The sequence below is a fragment of the Candidatus Nitrotoga sp. M5 genome (assembly GCF_927904885.1).
GTDB lineage: Bacteria > Pseudomonadota > Gammaproteobacteria > Burkholderiales > Gallionellaceae > Nitrotoga.
The window spans coordinates 19,162-35,535 of the sequence record NZ_CAKMNW010000088.1 but is presented as its reverse complement, the minus strand read 5'-3'; the positions used below and the strand labels follow the sequence as shown (position 1 = coordinate 35,535).

Below are 16,374 nucleotides of genomic sequence, written 5' to 3'. Positions count from 1 at the left end.
ATAATATAATTAATCATACTGTGTTTTTGATCAATATAGCTCCAGCGCTTAAGGGTATTTACGTATATTGGTCTTTAATCTAACCGCGCAGAATGTGCTCAACCGGCATTATTGATTTTATTGTCAATAATGTTTGTGTTGGATGTGTCAACGAGCGTGGTCCGTATGGCATAAATAATGATAACACTGGAGTAAACGCATTTCTGGGTACATCAGTGGCAGATGATCTTCTGTCCATTGAGCGTTTTACCAGTGCTGCGCATAGAGGTTCGTAAATGAAAAAGATTCTTGGCGTTGAAATTATCGCTATGTTGTTCCCCGCAGTGGTATATGCAGGTCAAATCGAAGAGGTCGTCGTCACCGCTCAAAAACGTGCTCAATCTATCAACGATGTAGGATTATCCGTATCAGCTGCAACAGGCGAGCAGATGGCTGATGCAGGAATTAATGATACCGGTGACTTGGTTAAGGTCTCACCTGGTTTAGTGTTCACCGCGAGTCAAAATGGTACGCCCTTGTTCTCTTTGCGAGGGGTTGGTTTTAATGACTACACACTGGGTGCCAGCCCTGCAGTGAGTGTGTATGTAGATGAAGTACCGTTGGCCTATGGCGCATTTACTAAAGGTGCGACCCTTGATTTAGAACGTGTGGAAGTATTAAAAGGGCCGCAGGGCTTGTTGTTCGGTCAGAACTCTACCGGCGGCGCAATTAACTATATTGCTGCTAAACCGACCACTGAATTAGAGGCCGGTGGCCGCTTGAGCTATAGTCGTTTTAATAAGCTGGAAACCGAGGCCCATGTCAGTGGCCCACTTAGTGACACCGTTGCAGGCCGAATCGCATTAGCTACTACCCAAGCAGATGAATGGCAAAAAAGCGTGGCGTCTAATCGCGAGTTAGGTGCAGAGGATCTGTTTAAAGGTCGTGCACAATTACAGTTTGATCTTAGTGATCGGACCACTGTGTTGGCCGGTGTAAATGGCTGGGCAGATAAGTCCGACACCCAAGCCGCGCAGCTCCAAGATATTCAGTTGCAATATTCATCACCTAGCGAGCCATTGGTTTCTGATGTGGCTGCAACGCAAAGCCGCATAGATGCGTTTTCTGTTCAGCCAAACGCCGCTAATAATGCGCGCAGTGCCGAGTGGGATGAAGGGCGCGATTTGTCTCGTAATGATGATTTCACGCAATTCACGCTGCGTGTAGACCATGAGCTTAGCGATTCCCTGACGTTTACGTCCATCACGGCCTATTCTGAGTACAGAGAAGATTACTCAATGGACCGAGATGGCACCACCTTGCAGAATATGGGCATAGATTCTGAGGGTAGTGTTGACAGTTTCACTCAAGAACTTCGCTTGTCTGGCAATACCGATAGCAGCCAATGGTTAGTTGGTTTGAACTACGCGACTAACGATGTCATCAGCGATGAGACGGTGCTAGTCGGTGATTCAACCAATGTAGCGCTAAACCCCGGTGGCCCGTTTATCCAGAAATCTACCACCAGTATTACTCAAGATATTGAGGATGTTGGCATATTCGCTAATTTAGAATACGACCTGAGTGAACAGCTTACCGTGCTTGCGGGTGTTCGTTTCACACAAAGTAAAAATGATTTTACCTCTTGTAGTCATAATACTGATCCTGGTTTAAACGCCACCTTTGCGTTCTTTTCTGATGCCTTGAAAGGGCAGGCGCCGGGAACAACTGTTATCGTGCCAGGCGAATGCGTGAGCTTGGATGCAGCGACTGCGGATGTTAGTCGCACTCCTTATCAAGACACCTTAGATGAAGACAATGTGTCTTGGCGGTTTGGCCTAAATTACCGTGTTGACGATGACCTGTTGCTATACACACTCGCATCTAAGGGTTACAAAACGGGCAGCTATCCGATATTGCCAGCATCGACCACATCACAATTTGAGCCAGTTACGCAAGAATCAGTGCAAGCCTTAGAGGCGGGTTTTAAATGGACGCTGGCGGATCGTAAAGCGCAGCTAAACTCAGCCGTCTTCTACTATGAATATAACGATAAGCAGGTGCGCGGGAGTGTTAAAGATCCGGTGTATAACCAGCTAGATCGCTTAGTGAATATACCAGAATCTACCATTCAAGGTTTTGAGATGGAGCTAACGTATACGCCCATCGACGGCCTTATGTTGCGCGCCTCTGGCACGTATGTAGATACCGAAGTTAATGAATGGTACGCATTCGTTAATCCCACCACAGGACAAGATGAAGACGGCTTAAATGGTGTGCGAGAGCAGGGAGACTTCGCTGGATCTGAGCTGCCGTTCACTCCTGATTTTCATTTTGTTGCAGACGCGGATTACCGTCTGCCAATTAGCAGCACGCTAGGTGCTTTTGTAGGGGCCAATCTGATGTATAACAGCGAAGCAAACTCAACCTTTGGCGACCCAGATAAAACCCGTATCAATAGCTTCACAACCTTGGACTTACGTGCGGGCGTTGAATCTTTAGATGGAGTATGGAGCGCAACGGTATGGGGCCGCAACGTGACCGATGAATATTACTGGAGCAACCAATTTGTAACTCAAGATGTCGTCGTTCGCTATGCGGCTAAACCGGTCACTTATGGTATTAGCTTCGCGTATAACTTTATGTAATTTACGCACTTATTATTGACACCCACCTTGCCCGCTTTATTAGCGGGCTTTTTTGTTTTTGGAATGCAACTTAAGGCCTCGGCTGTAAGTAAATTACGATAGGGCATGGAAGTATGTTCGGCGACAATTAGGATGACCGGTTGACGACAACTATCTTGGCCGGTTGGGTGTAACGTTCGGTACTTTGATTTTCCCTTGGAGAACAGCGTGCCGGGATTACATATCACCCAACGACAAGAGGAGCTGTACATGCAGCATCGACAACGTGGTATCACCCAAGAAACTGCAGCCGCGAAGGCAAATATTTCCGTCCGTTCAGGCCGTAGAATCGAGAAAGACCCAATCCACCATCCACCTGAGCGCCATTGGCGCACCCGCGAAGATCCGCTGGAGGCGGTCTGGGAGCGTGAGCTTGTGGTGTTACTCGAACGCGAGCCGAGCCTTACTGGACTGACGCTGTTGGAGTATTTGCAAGAGCACTACCCCGAGCACTACGATCAACGTGTATTGAGAACGTTGCAGCGACGGGTAAAGCAATGGCGTGCGCTGTCCGGCCCCGACAAAGAGGTGATGTTTCGCCAGCAAGCGGTGATAGGGCAGCAAGGGTTTTCCGATTTCACCCACCCCGATGACGCGGTTACCCTTGCGGGTCAGGCCTTTCCCCACTTGCTCTATCAGTTTCGTCTTGCTTATAGCGGCTGGCGCTCAGTCACAATTGTACAAGGCGGCGAAAGCTACGCAGCGTTAGCCTGTGGTTTACAGCGCGCACTGCAACAAGCAGGCGGCAGCCCGGTTGAGCATCGCACCGACAGCCTCAGTGCAGCACGCAACAATACCCAGAATATATGGACAGATGCATACCGCGATTTGTGTGATCATTATCGTATGCAGCCCACCCGCAATAACCCTGGCCAGTCGCATGAAAACGGTGTTGTAGAATGCGCCAACGGTTCGTTGAAACATCGCTTGTCACAACAGTTTAAGCTGCGTGGCAGTCACGATTTCGAGTGCATTGCGGCGTACCAATACTGGATCGACAAAACTGTAGCCAAGCTCAATCAGCGGGTTCGTTCGCGGTTTGCCGATGAACAAGCTGCACTGAGTCCACTGCCAGATCAACCTTCTGTTGACTATCAAGTTTTGTCAGTTCGGGTCACTCGCTCTGCTACGATTGAGGTTCGGCGGGTGGTTTACTCAGTACCCTCACGACTCGTCGGCGAGCGTCTGCAACTACGCTTGCACCACGACAAGCTCATGCTCTATGTCGGACAAACCTACGCGCTCACTTTGCCGCGTGTTTATCCAAAACCGGGCGAGCAGCGTGCACGCCGCATTGATTACAAACATGTGATTCGGGCTTTAGCATCCAAGCCTCAAGCCTTCCGCTACTCAAGCTTACGAGACGATTTGCTGCCTAACGAGGCATACCGGCAGTTGTGGCGATGTGCGGATCAACACTTGGAAAAACGCGAAGCGTGTAAATGGATGGTAACCGTTTTGCGCCTAGCCTTTGAATACGATTGTGAAACTGATTTGGGTGAGAGTTTACTGGCCGGTGCCTTGCTTGGCGAGTTCCCATCAATCCTCGCGATGCAAGATCGGTTCCTGAGTCACCAGACACGAGAGACTGAGACGAGGCAACCGGTACAGCATTCACTGAAGGCATACGATGAGCTGCTGTGGACCAACCCCCGCAATACGTTTGAGGCGGTGTACTCATGAGTGACGCCGTACTGTTATTGCTTAAAGAATTGCGCCTACCGGGCTTCGCCCGGCATTACAAAACGCTGTGGCAAACGGCAGCGGATAGCGGCTGGTCTCACGCTGATTACCTGCTCGCGCTGTGCGAATATGAAATGGCGGATCGGCTCCAACGCCGTATACAAAAGTGGCGTCGAGAATCGCAGTTAACGACGACAAAAACGTTTGCCACGCTCGATAGAAAACCGTTTAGCGGTCAAAATCAGCGCAGCATCGCTAAGCTTGAGCAAGACGTAGAGTGGGCGCGCCGCAGTGACAACGTACTTTTGATTGGCCCGAGCGGCACAGGTAAAACACACCTTGCCAGCGCCTTGGGGCACGCACTAATCGAACAGGGCATTCGCTGTAAGTGCTTCCCAGCAATCGCCCTGGTACAGCATCTCCAGCAAGCCAAGCGCGATCTTGACCTCATGACCGCGATGACGCGACTGGATAAATACGCGGTCATTATCATTGACGATATTGGCTACGTGAAAAAGACGGATGCAGAAACAAATGTGCTGTTTGAATTTATCGCGCACCGATACGAAAGCGGTACGTTAATTGTGACGGCCAACCAACCCTTTAGCGCTTGGGACAGTATATTCACAGACGGAATGATGACCGTTGCCGCCATTGACCGCTTGATTCATCATGCCACCATCATTGAACTTGAGGGCGAAAGTTATCGTAAGCAACAATATGTTGAAAAGACTAAATCAGAAGTGAAAAGAGAAACCACCTAACCGGCCATCATAGTTGTCGCCGACCGGCCAAGATAGTTGACGCCAGACAAAGGCTTCAGTGTTTGTTACTAAGTGCTCTCGTTTGATCATGTTTTCATGATCGGAGACCCATATTGTTTTATTTCTCTCCACCCTTTACTCATCGGGCCAGGAACCAGCTCACAATGTACTAAGTCCCCCGTGCTCATCAGGAGTTTTAGGGATTTATAGTCCATATCAGTAACGTAATTTGTAAACATAAATCAGAGACTGACATCATCCCTACAAAGCAACAAACCAAATTTAGCTATTTGGCTCTCCTTTTTAACATAAATTTCGTTGCTCAGGCTCACCTCATACCTATAGTGGGACTGAGGCGCACAAGAACCGTTAAACCCAGTATTACTGCGCTTAACGCCCCACCTTAACAAAGCGTTCTTACCTCATTGGTAAAACTTTTTACAAAGGATCATTGACACTAGGTAAGGATAAACCCTAATATTCGCCACATAAAAACGTACATAACATTATACACACTATTGTACAAAACGCAGGGAGTTGTCATAATGTCCACTCAATCGGTTTATGCCGAAAAAACGGTTGCGCTTTCTGAACTCAGAAAAAAGCCAGCGGAGTTTTTTGGCGATGAACCCGTAGCCGTGCTTTCGCACAACAAGACTGCGGGGTATGTGATTGGTGCCGCAGCCTTCGAGAATATGGTTAAATTACTCGAAGCCAACCTGAACGGGGTTAAGGGCCAATTCCGACCTAGTGCCGCTCGGATGAAAGCCATTGCCGAGCAAGGCGCAGAATTGTTACTTGCGGCAAGCGAAGAGGAACTGTTCAACTTCTCTGAGTAACATGAATGCGCGTTTTCAAAAGTACTATAATTCAGAAGATTCTAAGCAAAGATGAACTGGCCACATTAGTCTCGGACTTCATCAAATACAAAGAAACCGGCGTCCCGCCAGACACTTTCGGCAGGGACGTTCCCTTCGACCATCCTCACACCTTACCGATCGTCAAAGCCGAAGATGTAAAACACCTCCACCTCGCAAACGCCGACAATCCTTTTCCAACCAAAAAAATTCAATTCTACCGCTGTAGCGACGAGCACCTGGTGTACTGCGAAGGCATCCTCAACCCTAGCGACGTCCTCTTTATCACTATCCTATCCCCTGACGCTCACCACCAAGAGCGACAGAACGAAACCATGTATCGAATAGGGTTGGTTGCTGAAAACTTCAGGAAAAGGTACTAAAAAGGATCACAAAACACTCCTTTTTAAATCCGAATAGGATACTTATGAATAACGCTATAGAAGCATGCAAGCGTCTAATAGAGGAGCAAAACAGGATGAGAGATCTTGTTGAAAACTCTATGTACAACCAAGCCCTAAGCCAATTTTCGATGTATGAAGAACTACTCGAACAAGCCTCGCCAAGCCACTCAATAAAAAAAGCCATTGAAGCCGCAAACTCAATATTCCTAGATCTTAATGATGACTACCTGAAAAGGATTATTGGTGGGCAATCAGCCGTATTAGAGTTTGAGATGGCACACAAGGAAACCTTTGAAAAACAAAAGGCGATGCTGGACAGTGCTTACGCTGCGACTCAAGTATCAGATAGCTTATATTTAGAAGCATTGAACGCCATAAAAATTCCTATCGACAATATTCTTCGGTTTCAGGAAACCCATGATTACGCCCGTATTGCGGCACTTAGTTATCAAGAGATAAACCAACTTGTTGATCCCATGTACGAGCAATTTAGCGAGGTAACGGATTACCTTGATGAACTAAATGCGGAAACCACAGAATATAAAGAGCAAAAACTATCACCAGAGCAAGTAACCGCGTGGCTGATGACTTTAAAAGCTGGCCTGGAATGTGTTGTGCAAGTAGTGAAAATATGGGCTATATCCCAAGTTGCGCAAGGAGTAGATGCAACGCTATTTTTGGAGCTGGACAACAAAGCTACGATTCTGTTTGAACATCACCAAGCCGTATCCAATAGAATAGATCACCTAGTTTACACTGCTGTTACGACAACCAAAGTGATATTACGAACAGGTCCATCAACAAGAAACGAGGAAAAAGCCACTCTGATGGAAAATACATCCTTCCTAGTGACAGGCGAGAAAGATGGGTGGGCATCAGGATTAGCATCTTTCAAAGACGGAAGCACTCAACCTGGGTGGGTGCATACCGACTATCTCGTCAAAATTGCTTATCCCAAAAATGATTAAACCACCTTTTTCTTTCGCTTTGCTTTCGGCTTTTCTACTGGTAGCAAAGAGGTGATTTTTTGATATAGCTCGAACAAGAAAGCAACCCTTTCCGCTTCTGTATTCCAGCTCCGTTTCCCACCGCTAGGAACATAAGCGGCATCCACCGCACGATCTAGCGCCTGGTGAGCTTTAACTAAATCAGGTGGCATTGTTAGTGGGTCATATAGATTTGCTAGAGTTGCCTCAGAAAATCTCATCCTACTATCTAAGACGATTTGTGCGGCAACTGAAATCGCTTCCTTGTGTTTCTCTGTGGCGTCAATTGGCCACGGAAAGTTATTATAAACAACTGTATTGGAGTATCTGTAATCGCTCTTGATTCGTCCGCAAACATACTTTACCCAAGCCATGTGTTGAGATGAAGACATGACACCAAAATGATAAAGCGTTGCATCGGGGATACAAGAGCAAGAATCTGAAACTATTTTATCTTGACCAAAAAAACCAACAGGAATAACACTGCGATTTTCTGAAGAATGACGTGGTACAAGGAGATAGTTGCTTTTGGGCTGCCGGCGTTCTGCAAAAAGTGTTGGAATATTCGCTAATTCTCGCGTCTTCGCTTTTTTACTTTTACTACGAAAATCTTTTACTGCTTGTACGCGAAGCATTACAGAGGGCAAAGCCTTCAGTTGACCTGGAGATATATCTTCAAGCCAAAGACACCAGCGTTTTGCGTTATGCAAAAACTCCTTTGCACTCAAGATTGGCTTAATCCAAGGAGACACATTTGGATCATTCTCTAGTAATTCTATTTTTTCTTCATCGGTTAAAAGCAAAAAACCACCATCCGTTGGTTTGCTCCCATATTTCATCTCAGGTACTGCACAAATTGGTTTACCACGGCTGGCAATAATTAGATCAGGAGCATCAACCAAATAAGGATTGATATTGCGAGCAACGACCGCTTGAGCCTCACTCCTAACTCCCTGATAGTCATAGATGGTTTTGTTACTGAACTCTACTTGCCCGAAACCGACAATTATGCAATGTACTGCTGCAACCCCCTTAGCTTCATTACTCCATCGGAATGTTCGGTGTGCAAAGTTAATTTTGATCCCTTGCGCAAGTATCCAACCCCAAAGAATCCCAACTTGCTCTCCTTGGCAAATTGAGTTTGTAGAAACAAGAGCAGCATGAATGTCGCAACCCTGCCCTTTCTGAGTTTGAATATATCGCACTGTCTTTACATGCCAGGCCGCTACAAAATCAAGGACGCCCGAGCCTTTAATATCGGACATAACGTTATCGAAATCAGCCTCTTGCCCCTTGCTCATCAAGTGATAACCAATAAAAGGTGGATTACCGAAAATATAATTGCAGCACCGAGCTGGCACTACCGACGCCCAATCGAGCTGTAACGCATTCCCATGAACCACATTAGCCGATTTCACCAAAGGCACCCGAACCAGCGCTTGACCGAATGTTTGCCCCACAAGCAAGTTCATCTGATGGTCTATCAGCCACATAGCAACACGAGCGATCTGGGCGGGCCACTCTTCAATTTCGATGCCGTGAAACTGATCCACATCGACCTTTACATACTGATCAACTGCGTCCATTGAGAGTTGTTGCTGCCCCTTACTGTAGAGGCGCTTAATTACTTCCAGCTCTAACAGTCGAATCTCTCGGTAGCTGATAACAAGGAAATTTCCACAGCCACAAGCAGGGTCAAAGAAGTTGAGTGACCCTAGCTTTTCATGGAATTCCTGTAGTTTCTTCGGCTGTGTTTTAATCTTTTCAAATTCGTCACGCAGCTCATCCATGAATAGCGGGCCAATGACTTTTAGAATGTTTTTCTCGCTGGTGTAATGTGCTCCAAGGTTACGACGCGCTTTAGCATCCATAATGCCTTGGAAGAGTGAACCAAATATTGCTGGGCTGATTGCTCCCCAATCCAGCTCACAACACTCCAGCAGTGTTTCCCGCATAGCCCTATCAAAACCCGCTTGCGGCAAGAACTCTTCAAATAGCTTACCGTTCACATAGGGAAAGGCAGCTATTTGCTCGTCGAGGTTTTTAAGCCGCTTCTCAGGGGGGGTATTTAATGTCTGGAACACTTGATTTAAACGAGGGGCTAGATCTGATCCATCCTCAGACGTGCGCACACGTATAAAGTCTTCAAGGGCACTACGCGGCATAAAAATGCCGGTATCATCGGCAAACATGCAGAACAAGATACGAACCAAGTAAACCTCAAGCGCATGACCGTCATAGCCAACGTCTTTGAGTGCATCGTGAAGCTGAGCGAGCTTTTCTGCCGCTTTGGTATTTACAGGGTCTTGTTCTTTGTACTGACGGGTTTCATAGCCCGCTATAAACCCAAAAATAGATAGATTTTGCGGGAGATCAGCTAGATCAAATTCATGGTTCTCGTCGGTGTCCAGATTGCGAACTCTAAAACGGGCAAAATCAGAAACGATGATGTAACGAGGAAGCTCTTTATCGCTCAAGCCAGGGAAGTAATCGGTGGCCTGATCATAGGCTGAATCGAGATTTTTCCCTCTGGATTTATGCTCTGCTAGGAGCATTCCAGGCCAAAACAAATCAATAAAACCGTCTTTACCGTCCGCTTTTTTAACGTGCTTTTCAAAAGCCGCTAGGCGACGGCGACTAACACCAAAAACTTGAAAAAATTCATCCCAAAATGTCTTAGCTTCTGCGTGCTCAGAGGACTCGCTTTCCCATTCGCGCACAAAGGCAACGGAGCGATCTCTAATTTCATTCCATGAAAGTGGCATAGATGTCCTTCCTATTAGTTTTATGCATCATAATAAACGACCAAATATCTAACCCCCTTCCACAAAAGCCGTAAAAACGGGTCAATAATGCACTACTCAGAATACATTTTATTGATATTTATCAATAGCTTAAGTTAAAAAATGCCAAATATCGGAGTCCGATAATGACAACAACTTCAAAATCTATCGTGACAAAGATCGGTAAAGTGTTGATCTGTGAACCCCGATCAGACGCGAGACCTCGGATACAGATCGCCCCCCCACCAATAAGCCCTCGCGCATGCTTTATCTGCTCTGGAGTTAAAACAGGTTTTGGCCCAAATCGAACGCCTTTGGCTTTCGCAGCAGCTCGCCCAGCACTCGTGCGCTCAATAATAAGAGATCGCTCAAAGTCAGCAATGCCAGCAAAGATAGTCAATACCATACGACCTGATAGTGACGTAGTATCTGCCCAAGGTTCAGCTGGCGACCGCAAACCAGCACCAATGTTTTTTAGCTAGCCTGGCCTGCTCAATTTAAGCTTTGCACCCTCCCCTTATTTCAGGCGTGTCTATGCCGTTAACTCTGATGGGGATGTTTTTGCCAATAATAGGTGGCCATTTATTGATGGTGACTCTAAACGTGTCTCCATCGTAAATCGTTGTCACTGTGTCTACTACGGCATTCCCATAGGTTTGGGGTGCCGCTGATGCCTGAGATGAAATAATTAAAATTGATACCAAAATGGTACCTAAGTGGAGCCTTTTTAGTGTCATCTCAGTTTTGTTCTGGCTCGTCGTTGGCGAGTTTGGTTATTGCATACCGAATAGCATTCAGCTTTGAGCGTCCCGTTTTTGACGCCAGCTTTTCAAGCATGTTGTATTCGTACTCATTAAAAGGAACACGTATGCCTTTGAAGTCCCTTTTCGCTCGGGGGTCTATGGTTGCAATAGGTTCCGTCACCGGCGGCTTTTTTGCCCCGTCTACTCCAGAGGCGAACGCTTCTATTTGTTCGGGAGTTGGTTCAGGTCTGTCCTGAGCTGCAATAGCAAGTGGAGTACGACGCTTTACCATTAGAACACCTCCTGCATCAGCATCTGAATTTCTTCAGTGGCTTTCGGGTTGTTCAACTCAACGACGCCCATACCTTCGCTCATTGCATCGCGGTATATCTTGCGGTCGCGAATGATGGTGTTGAGGAGTTTGATTTCTGGGTAGTCTAAAAGGTATGCGCGGGCTTCCTCAGCTTCTTGGACGACTGGGTTTGTTGGTGCCATTGTGATTAGGCCGTATACCGCTAGGCTTGGATTGAGGTCTTTAGCCTGGGTGATAATTTCTTGGAGGTTGGGTAGCGTATCCAAGTCAGGCTGAGAGGGGCGGAATGGGACAATCAAGCAATGTGCGGCTGTCATTCCCGTTCGTAGTTCACGACTATCACGGCCAGCGGCATCGACAACAACATAGCCGTATCGCTTATCAAGATCGAGAAGAGTGTCGCGGATGTTTTCATATTTCTGGACGCAATGAACTTTCGGGAGACTTTCATTTGCGGTGCGATCTAGCGCCCAGTTAGCTGCTGTGCATTGGCGATCAGCGTCAACTAGAACAACATCGTGCCCTTTTTTTGCTAGTTCAGCACAGATATTAATGGCTGTTGTGGATTTTCCACACCCACCTTTTTGACTTCCTATAAGTACGATCATTGGTGCCGTTCCTATGCCATTTTGGTGCCGGTTAGATATCACTTTGGTACCAATATGGTGTCTTATTGGTACTTTTTATTAGGTATCAATATAGTGCTAATTTGGTACCAAAACAAGCGCAAAATCAACCTATAAAACATGGGTATTGCTAAACATGAGCAGAATAGTATACTTTTGTGAAGTTGTAATTGGTTAAAGTTATAGTTATCGATAGGGGTAGCGAGTGGAAATTCGAATGCTACGGCAGATGTTTCAAGAAGGGTTGTTGCGCACTGCGACAATCGTTCCTGCTCCTATGGAAAGTGAGCGATGGATGTTGGTGTTTGAAAAAGCCAATGGTAACCAGGAGCGAATCTCGAAAGCTAGAACAGAGAACGACAAGATTTATAAGCGGTTGAATGGTGCGTTATCAGACGCCAAGGAAATTGGCTTCAGGAGTGTGACAGTAGAATTTAACGACAGCTAAAAAAGAAAAACCCAGCACAAGGCTGGGTCTTAAATTAGTTGAATGTTGAGGAGTTGGCGCTCAGAACAACATTCAATACTCAGGCTTGGGAAGCCCTTGCGTATCCATAATATACGCAAGAACCCATCAGGCCGCAACTCGTTATGCCTACTTTTGAGCATCAATGAGGGGTGTTTTGATGAGGGGGGCTTCCCTGATATTTGAATCAGGGGGCATTTTTGGCGTCACATTCGTATACACCAAGAATCAATATGGGCGGTAATTTCTGCGGACATAATCCGTTGAAGCCAGCCTTTATTCTTGCGAGGCCCGCCAATAAAGGGAAGGGCGGCTTACCTCCTATAATCACGCTCGCGATGGAGCGGGTGAAAGACTATTACAATCACCCTACTAAATTAATACCCTCTCTTAATCTTGCGAATGGTAGCGCCCGAATGCAGCGTAGTGAGCGTCGTGAGGCGTGCATTCGCCTTATTGCGGCGTTGTTAAAGCGGATGGATTTGGTCAGTTTGCGAGTGGGTATCCCAACTGAAACGGGCTTTATGAGTTATACGGTAGACTACATAGCTGAAGATACTGGAATGACTTTGAAGCGTGTAGAAAGGGCGTTAAAGGATCTTAAGGGTGCGGGAATCATTACCGTGGCTCGGCGGTGCCAAGCTCAGCCAGATGGTACCTATAAGGGTTTGGCGTCGGTGAAGGCTATTTCTAAAGAACTATTTGGGGCGCTCGATCTTCTGGGAAAACTTCGTGTTGAGAGAGAGAAGGCGAATAAGCGCCTGAAGAAAAAAATGAGAGAAAGAGCCCAAGAGCAGGAAAATAAAAGTGAGCCTGTTGCACGGACAAAGAAGGCTAAGTTTTCTCTTTTCTTGGGTGCTTTAGGCGGCGGGGTGGTAAAGCATCCCTATAAGAAAAAGTCCTTTTATGGTGGGGCGCCTCCAGACAATACGGAGTATCGAAAGCAGCTAATGTTAACGGCCTTAGATATTAAACAGAGGCATCCTGAGTGGAGTAGGGATAAGGCGTACGAGGAGGCTGAAAAACGGCTTCTGGGGCCTCGTTTGGGTTGAGGGTGGTGGCGTGGTCGCTTGGCAGGTGAAATCATGAGTAAAGCGTTAAAAAGGAGCCGGAAGGCTCTTTTTTTTGCTCGATATATGCCGGTGGCGTTGGATCAACGCCACCGGCATACTTGCTTATTAGTAGAAGGAATTTAAGTGTCTGTTAATAACTTCATTAAGTGTCTTCTCTTAATCAAACAAAAATATAAATCAATATAAGGATTGCTTCGCAATCAATAATGCCTCGCCAAAGGCGAGAACTTTTATTTATTACTAACGCCTTACGCTTCGCTTCAGTTGTTCCAAACGGGGCTTTGCCCCTTCTGGACTTCCCCACAAACAACCGTGTTTGACCCTCGGGAGCATGGCGGCGCTTCGCTTGCTCATGCCCCTCAGATCGAGGCTATCCGGTCTCCAAATCTGTCAAGGGGCCGAGTCCTCGGCGCGATAGCGCCTGCGGGCCGCACCAACCCCTTGACAGATTTTCCGATCGGAAAAAACCTTGATTTTACGTACTTCACTTTGTATCTTTATCTTCGTTACTCTATGCGGAACGAGAGATAAGAACCAAAATGCGGCTAAATAGGGCAAAAATCAAAGTCAAAAGACTGGTTATTTGGAGTGGCTGGACGCCACACCAAATAACCTCTTCGCCCATTACATGGGCTGCGCACTTCATTCCGCTGAACGCTGCATTACGTTTTCTGGGGCGCGTCTGGCTACGCCCGACAACCCGCTTTGCGGGCTTCAGTTTTCATGTGCCGCGTCCGCTTGCAACATGGCAACTTTGGCCCTCCACTACGACTTACCGGCCCTCGTCTAATTTTGCAATTAGCCAGGGAACCCTTACCGGTAATCCTTCATTCCGTGCGCTCCTGAACGTCGCCCCTCAATGCGGGTTGTCGGCCGCTGTCCGACGCGCGGGGCTTGCCCCCCACTCACCAACCGTGCACTGGGGTGCACTAAATCGGCTGGGGCCGATTTTTGATGAGCGGCTCCCCCCAGTCATACAGGTATAAAGTTGGTGCTATAAATAACTCATTTAAGGCTTCTAAATAATGAATGAATATTTAATAGCTGATCCAGCTATCCGTAGAGCTAGGGCTAACGAAAAAGAAATAGCTGTATTAACATTTCTTAGAAGTGAAATTTACAGTTCTACTACGATTTTAGCTGTCGAGATGGGGGTAGGAGACCGTGCTGCTCGTAATGTACTTAATCGAATGGCCGAGCGAGGGTTGTTAATTAAAGACGAAGTAAAATTCATTGGTGGCCGAGCATTACCATTGTGGGGAATTACATCTAGTGGTGTTTTAGAAGGCTTAACTCCAGATGAAATTGCTACAGTTAATCTTAGGTACCACCGCACAGGAAGTGTGTCTTCAGTTACAATTGCTCATACATTGGATGTGCAAAGATGTAGGCAATATCTTCATAGTAATCCTGAATTTTGTGGTTGGACGCCTACGCGACTATTACCCGCTCACAATAAAAAGAAAAATCATCCGGAAAGGTGGGCAGTTTATCCTGATGGTGTCATTAGTGAATTTTTTAATGAAAAGGGTGTTCTTCCTGTTGCCATTGAGGTCGAAAGGAGCAGGAAAACACCTCAACGCTATATCCAAATAATTAAAGGCCATTTAAATAATATTGAAAATCATAAGTACTCTAATGTGTACTATTTTTGTACATCCTTAGAATCAGCTGTAAGTTTACAAGCTTTGTTTTTAAGGCTTATGAAAGACAAAGATATCGGATATTGGATATTGGATGATGGAAGGAAAGAAAAACTCTCACCAGAAGATACAATGGGGTTATTTACTTTCAGGAGTATGGGTGATTTTTAAATAACCATTAGATTAATCGACCTAAGCAGTTATACGTTCGGATAAGTATTTAAATCTCCTTTATAGAAGTATTTAAAAATGAAAAAAATCATCTTCATGGTAACAATATTTATTATTTCAGGGTGTGATGCTAGCCGATTAAATGATATAGAAGAAACATCTAGAAAATATCAAGAGTGTTTGGTTTTTAAAATTATGCCATATGATTGTGATGAGCGTTATAAAGCTTTAGAACTCGCGGAGTTACGTGCACGTAAAAACGGTATAGCCGAAGAAAGAATAGAAGCAAGCCTGTCGATAGGAGAGAAACTGGTCTCTGGATCAACGGCTGACAGCATATATGGGAAAATTTATAAATCAATTACCCAAGGTCCATTTTTTCTTACGCCTCAATTGGAAAATTTCAAGCCATACTCAAATCGGTGTGGCGAAACGGATAGAATAGGTTTTGACCTTATCGGTAATAGGCCGAAGGATAAGTTCTATACAGGCTTTAGGGTTATATCTTATTTAACAACAGGAAGAACCATAACGTTTTTATTAACGAAATCTCGTCTGTTATGCCGTCCTGATAGCTATTTAGAAATTGAAGAGGGGTTTCCAATTCTAACCGAAGAGCAGGTTCTTGAGTTGAAGAGTGGTAAAAACTTAAGAGATCGTGCTGGTTCAAGATATTCAAATGCAGTTGTAGAGGTTTATGATTCTTCGGAAGAGGCTATTGCCCGTTATCATGAAATAAAAAATAACAGGAGAGAATGATTAATGGAAGCAATTTCGCTAGCGAAATCACTATGACAATCATTAAATTTCAGACCCGAGAAGAGCGAGCGTTTGCTGAGTTAGTGGAAGAGGGTAAAAAATTAGAGGGGCAAGGCTTTTTTGTTATAACCGAAGATGATGAAAAGGCTAAACTTCCTGACTCTGCAAATATTGTTGCCTTTCCAGCAAAGGACAGTGTCCTGGATATATTTGACTCGGAGCGAGAGGAGGATTTGGAACTCGCTGCTCGTGTAATGGAGCGGCAGAACAACTCAATAATAGAGATCGATCTCGATGATCTGCTTTGACAGCATGCGTCACCGAACAAGCTCAGTGTAGATGGCTCTAGCGTCACATTAGCGGTTATACACAGAACCGCGGTAAATGTAATATATTGGACGACCTCTGCTTGTTACTTTGCAGATTAGGAATCTTAA

Annotated in this window: 16 protein-coding genes; 12 read left to right on the top strand and 4 right to left on the bottom strand. The window is 45.9% G+C overall.

Annotation, left to right across the window (positions count from 1 at the left end; translation table 11 throughout):
• Nucleotides 1-275 precede the first annotated feature (275 nt).
• The 6 genes from MJ770_RS15240 to MJ770_RS15215 all read left to right on the top strand — a co-directional run bounded on the left by MJ770_RS15240 (nucleotide 276) and on the right by MJ770_RS15215 (nucleotide 7,342).
• Entirely contained in the window at nucleotides 276-2,627 is a 2,352-nt protein-coding gene (locus MJ770_RS15240; RefSeq protein ID WP_239256067.1) for a TonB-dependent receptor, read from the top strand.
• A 249-nt stretch (nucleotides 2,628-2,876) separates the two neighbouring features.
• Nucleotides 2,877-4,349: an IS21 family transposase gene (gene istA, locus MJ770_RS15235; protein WP_239256038.1), complete on the top strand. Its 1,473-nt coding sequence runs from the start codon at nucleotides 2,877-2,879 to the stop codon at nucleotides 4,347-4,349.
• A complete protein-coding gene (gene istB / locus MJ770_RS15230) occupies nucleotides 4,346-5,113 on the top strand; it encodes an IS21-like element helper ATPase IstB (RefSeq protein WP_076517572.1) in 768 nt (255 codons plus the stop codon). The genes istA and istB overlap by 4 nt, the downstream gene beginning before the upstream one ends.
• 545 nt (nucleotides 5,114-5,658) lie before the next feature.
• Entirely contained in the window at nucleotides 5,659-5,952 is a 294-nt protein-coding gene (gene yafN / locus MJ770_RS15225; RefSeq protein WP_239256066.1) for a type I toxin-antitoxin system antitoxin YafN, read from the top strand.
• Between the two features lie 5 nt (nucleotides 5,953-5,957).
• Nucleotides 5,958-6,353 (top strand): type II toxin-antitoxin system YafO family toxin, encoded by a 396-nt coding sequence (locus MJ770_RS15220; RefSeq protein ID WP_239256065.1) that lies wholly within the window; start codon nucleotides 5,958-5,960, stop codon nucleotides 6,351-6,353.
• 44 nt (nucleotides 6,354-6,397) lie between these two features.
• The gene (locus tag MJ770_RS15215; protein WP_239256063.1) at nucleotides 6,398-7,342 is read left to right on the top strand and encodes an SH3 domain-containing protein; all 945 of its coding nucleotides are present in this window, start codon (nucleotides 6,398-6,400) and stop codon (nucleotides 7,340-7,342) included.
• Here the strand turns inward: MJ770_RS15215 and MJ770_RS15210 are convergent.
• The 4 genes from MJ770_RS15210 to MJ770_RS15195 form a co-directional block, all read right to left on the bottom strand.
• Nucleotides 7,339-10,125, bottom strand: a complete 2,787-nt coding sequence (locus MJ770_RS15210; protein WP_239256061.1) for a class I SAM-dependent DNA methyltransferase — start codon at nucleotides 10,123-10,125, stop codon at nucleotides 7,339-7,341. The two genes, MJ770_RS15215 and MJ770_RS15210, sit on opposite strands and share 4 nt — an antisense overlap.
• 121 nt (nucleotides 10,126-10,246) lie before the next feature.
• Nucleotides 10,247-10,612 carry a recombinase family protein gene (locus MJ770_RS15205; RefSeq protein WP_445083169.1) on the bottom strand — a complete coding sequence of 122 codons (366 nt, stop codon included), beginning with the start codon at nucleotides 10,610-10,612 and terminating at the stop codon, nucleotides 10,247-10,249.
• Nucleotides 10,613-10,881: 269 nt separating this feature from the next.
• On the bottom strand, nucleotides 10,882-11,178 hold the full coding sequence (locus MJ770_RS15200; protein ID WP_239256059.1) for a hypothetical protein: 297 nt from the start codon (nucleotides 11,176-11,178) through the stop codon (nucleotides 10,882-10,884).
• Nucleotides 11,178-11,807, bottom strand: a complete 630-nt coding sequence (locus MJ770_RS15195) for an AAA family ATPase (protein WP_239256057.1) — start codon at nucleotides 11,805-11,807, stop codon at nucleotides 11,178-11,180. The genes MJ770_RS15200 and MJ770_RS15195 overlap by 1 nt, the downstream gene beginning before the upstream one ends.
• 223 nt (nucleotides 11,808-12,030) lie before the next feature.
• On the opposite strand from MJ770_RS15195, the gene MJ770_RS15190 reads away from it, so the two are divergent.
• The 6 genes from MJ770_RS15190 (at nucleotide 12,031) to MJ770_RS15165 (ending at nucleotide 16,245) form a co-directional block, all read left to right on the top strand.
• A complete protein-coding gene (locus MJ770_RS15190; RefSeq protein WP_239256055.1) occupies nucleotides 12,031-12,273 on the top strand; it encodes a hypothetical protein in 243 nt (80 codons plus the stop codon).
• Nucleotides 12,274-12,524: 251 nt separating this feature from the next.
• A complete protein-coding gene (locus MJ770_RS15185) occupies nucleotides 12,525-13,343 on the top strand; it encodes a hypothetical protein (protein WP_239256053.1) in 819 nt (272 codons plus the stop codon).
• 560 nt (nucleotides 13,344-13,903) lie between these two features.
• Nucleotides 13,904-14,350, top strand: coding sequence for a hypothetical protein (locus MJ770_RS15180; RefSeq protein ID WP_239256051.1), 447 nt, complete (start codon nucleotides 13,904-13,906; stop codon nucleotides 14,348-14,350).
• Between the two features lie 39 nt (nucleotides 14,351-14,389).
• Nucleotides 14,390-15,178, top strand: a complete 789-nt coding sequence (locus MJ770_RS15175; protein ID WP_239256049.1) for a hypothetical protein — start codon at nucleotides 14,390-14,392, stop codon at nucleotides 15,176-15,178.
• Between the two features lie 78 nt (nucleotides 15,179-15,256).
• Complete coding sequence (locus tag MJ770_RS15170; protein ID WP_239256047.1) at nucleotides 15,257-15,937, top strand: hypothetical protein; 681 nt, start codon at nucleotides 15,257-15,259, stop codon at nucleotides 15,935-15,937.
• A complete protein-coding gene (locus MJ770_RS15165) occupies nucleotides 15,934-16,245 on the top strand; it encodes a hypothetical protein (RefSeq protein ID WP_239256045.1) in 312 nt (103 codons plus the stop codon). The genes MJ770_RS15170 and MJ770_RS15165 overlap by 4 nt, the downstream gene beginning before the upstream one ends.
• Nucleotides 16,246-16,374 lie beyond the last annotated feature (129 nt).

Bases quoted from the DNA above. Each gene is read 5' to 3' on its own strand.
- MJ770_RS15240 (WP_239256067.1), top strand. From the start codon at position 276: ATGAAAAAGATTCTTGGCGTTGAAATTATCGCTATGTTGTTCCCCGCA.
- istA (WP_239256038.1), top strand. From the start codon at position 2,877: ATGCAGCATCGACAACGTGGTATCACCCAAGAAACTGCAGCCGCGAAG.
- istB (WP_076517572.1), top strand. From the start codon at position 4,346: ATGAGTGACGCCGTACTGTTATTGCTTAAAGAATTGCGCCTACCGGGC.
- yafN (WP_239256066.1), top strand. From the start codon at position 5,659: ATGTCCACTCAATCGGTTTATGCCGAAAAAACGGTTGCGCTTTCTGAA.
- MJ770_RS15220 (WP_239256065.1), top strand. From the start codon at position 5,958: ATGCGCGTTTTCAAAAGTACTATAATTCAGAAGATTCTAAGCAAAGAT.
- MJ770_RS15215 (WP_239256063.1), top strand. From the start codon at position 6,398: ATGAATAACGCTATAGAAGCATGCAAGCGTCTAATAGAGGAGCAAAAC.
- MJ770_RS15210 (WP_239256061.1), bottom strand. From the start codon at position 10,125: ATGCCACTTTCATGGAATGAAATTAGAGATCGCTCCGTTGCCTTTGTG.
- MJ770_RS15200 (WP_239256059.1), bottom strand. From the start codon at position 11,178: ATGGTAAAGCGTCGTACTCCACTTGCTATTGCAGCTCAGGACAGACCT.
- MJ770_RS15195 (WP_239256057.1), bottom strand. From the start codon at position 11,807: ATGATCGTACTTATAGGAAGTCAAAAAGGTGGGTGTGGAAAATCCACA.
- MJ770_RS15185 (WP_239256053.1), top strand. From the start codon at position 12,525: ATGGGCGGTAATTTCTGCGGACATAATCCGTTGAAGCCAGCCTTTATT.
- MJ770_RS15180 (WP_239256051.1), top strand. From the start codon at position 13,904: ATGCGGCTAAATAGGGCAAAAATCAAAGTCAAAAGACTGGTTATTTGG.
- MJ770_RS15175 (WP_239256049.1), top strand. From the start codon at position 14,390: ATGAATGAATATTTAATAGCTGATCCAGCTATCCGTAGAGCTAGGGCT.
- MJ770_RS15170 (WP_239256047.1), top strand. From the start codon at position 15,257: ATGAAAAAAATCATCTTCATGGTAACAATATTTATTATTTCAGGGTGT.
- MJ770_RS15165 (WP_239256045.1), top strand. From the start codon at position 15,934: ATGATTAATGGAAGCAATTTCGCTAGCGAAATCACTATGACAATCATT.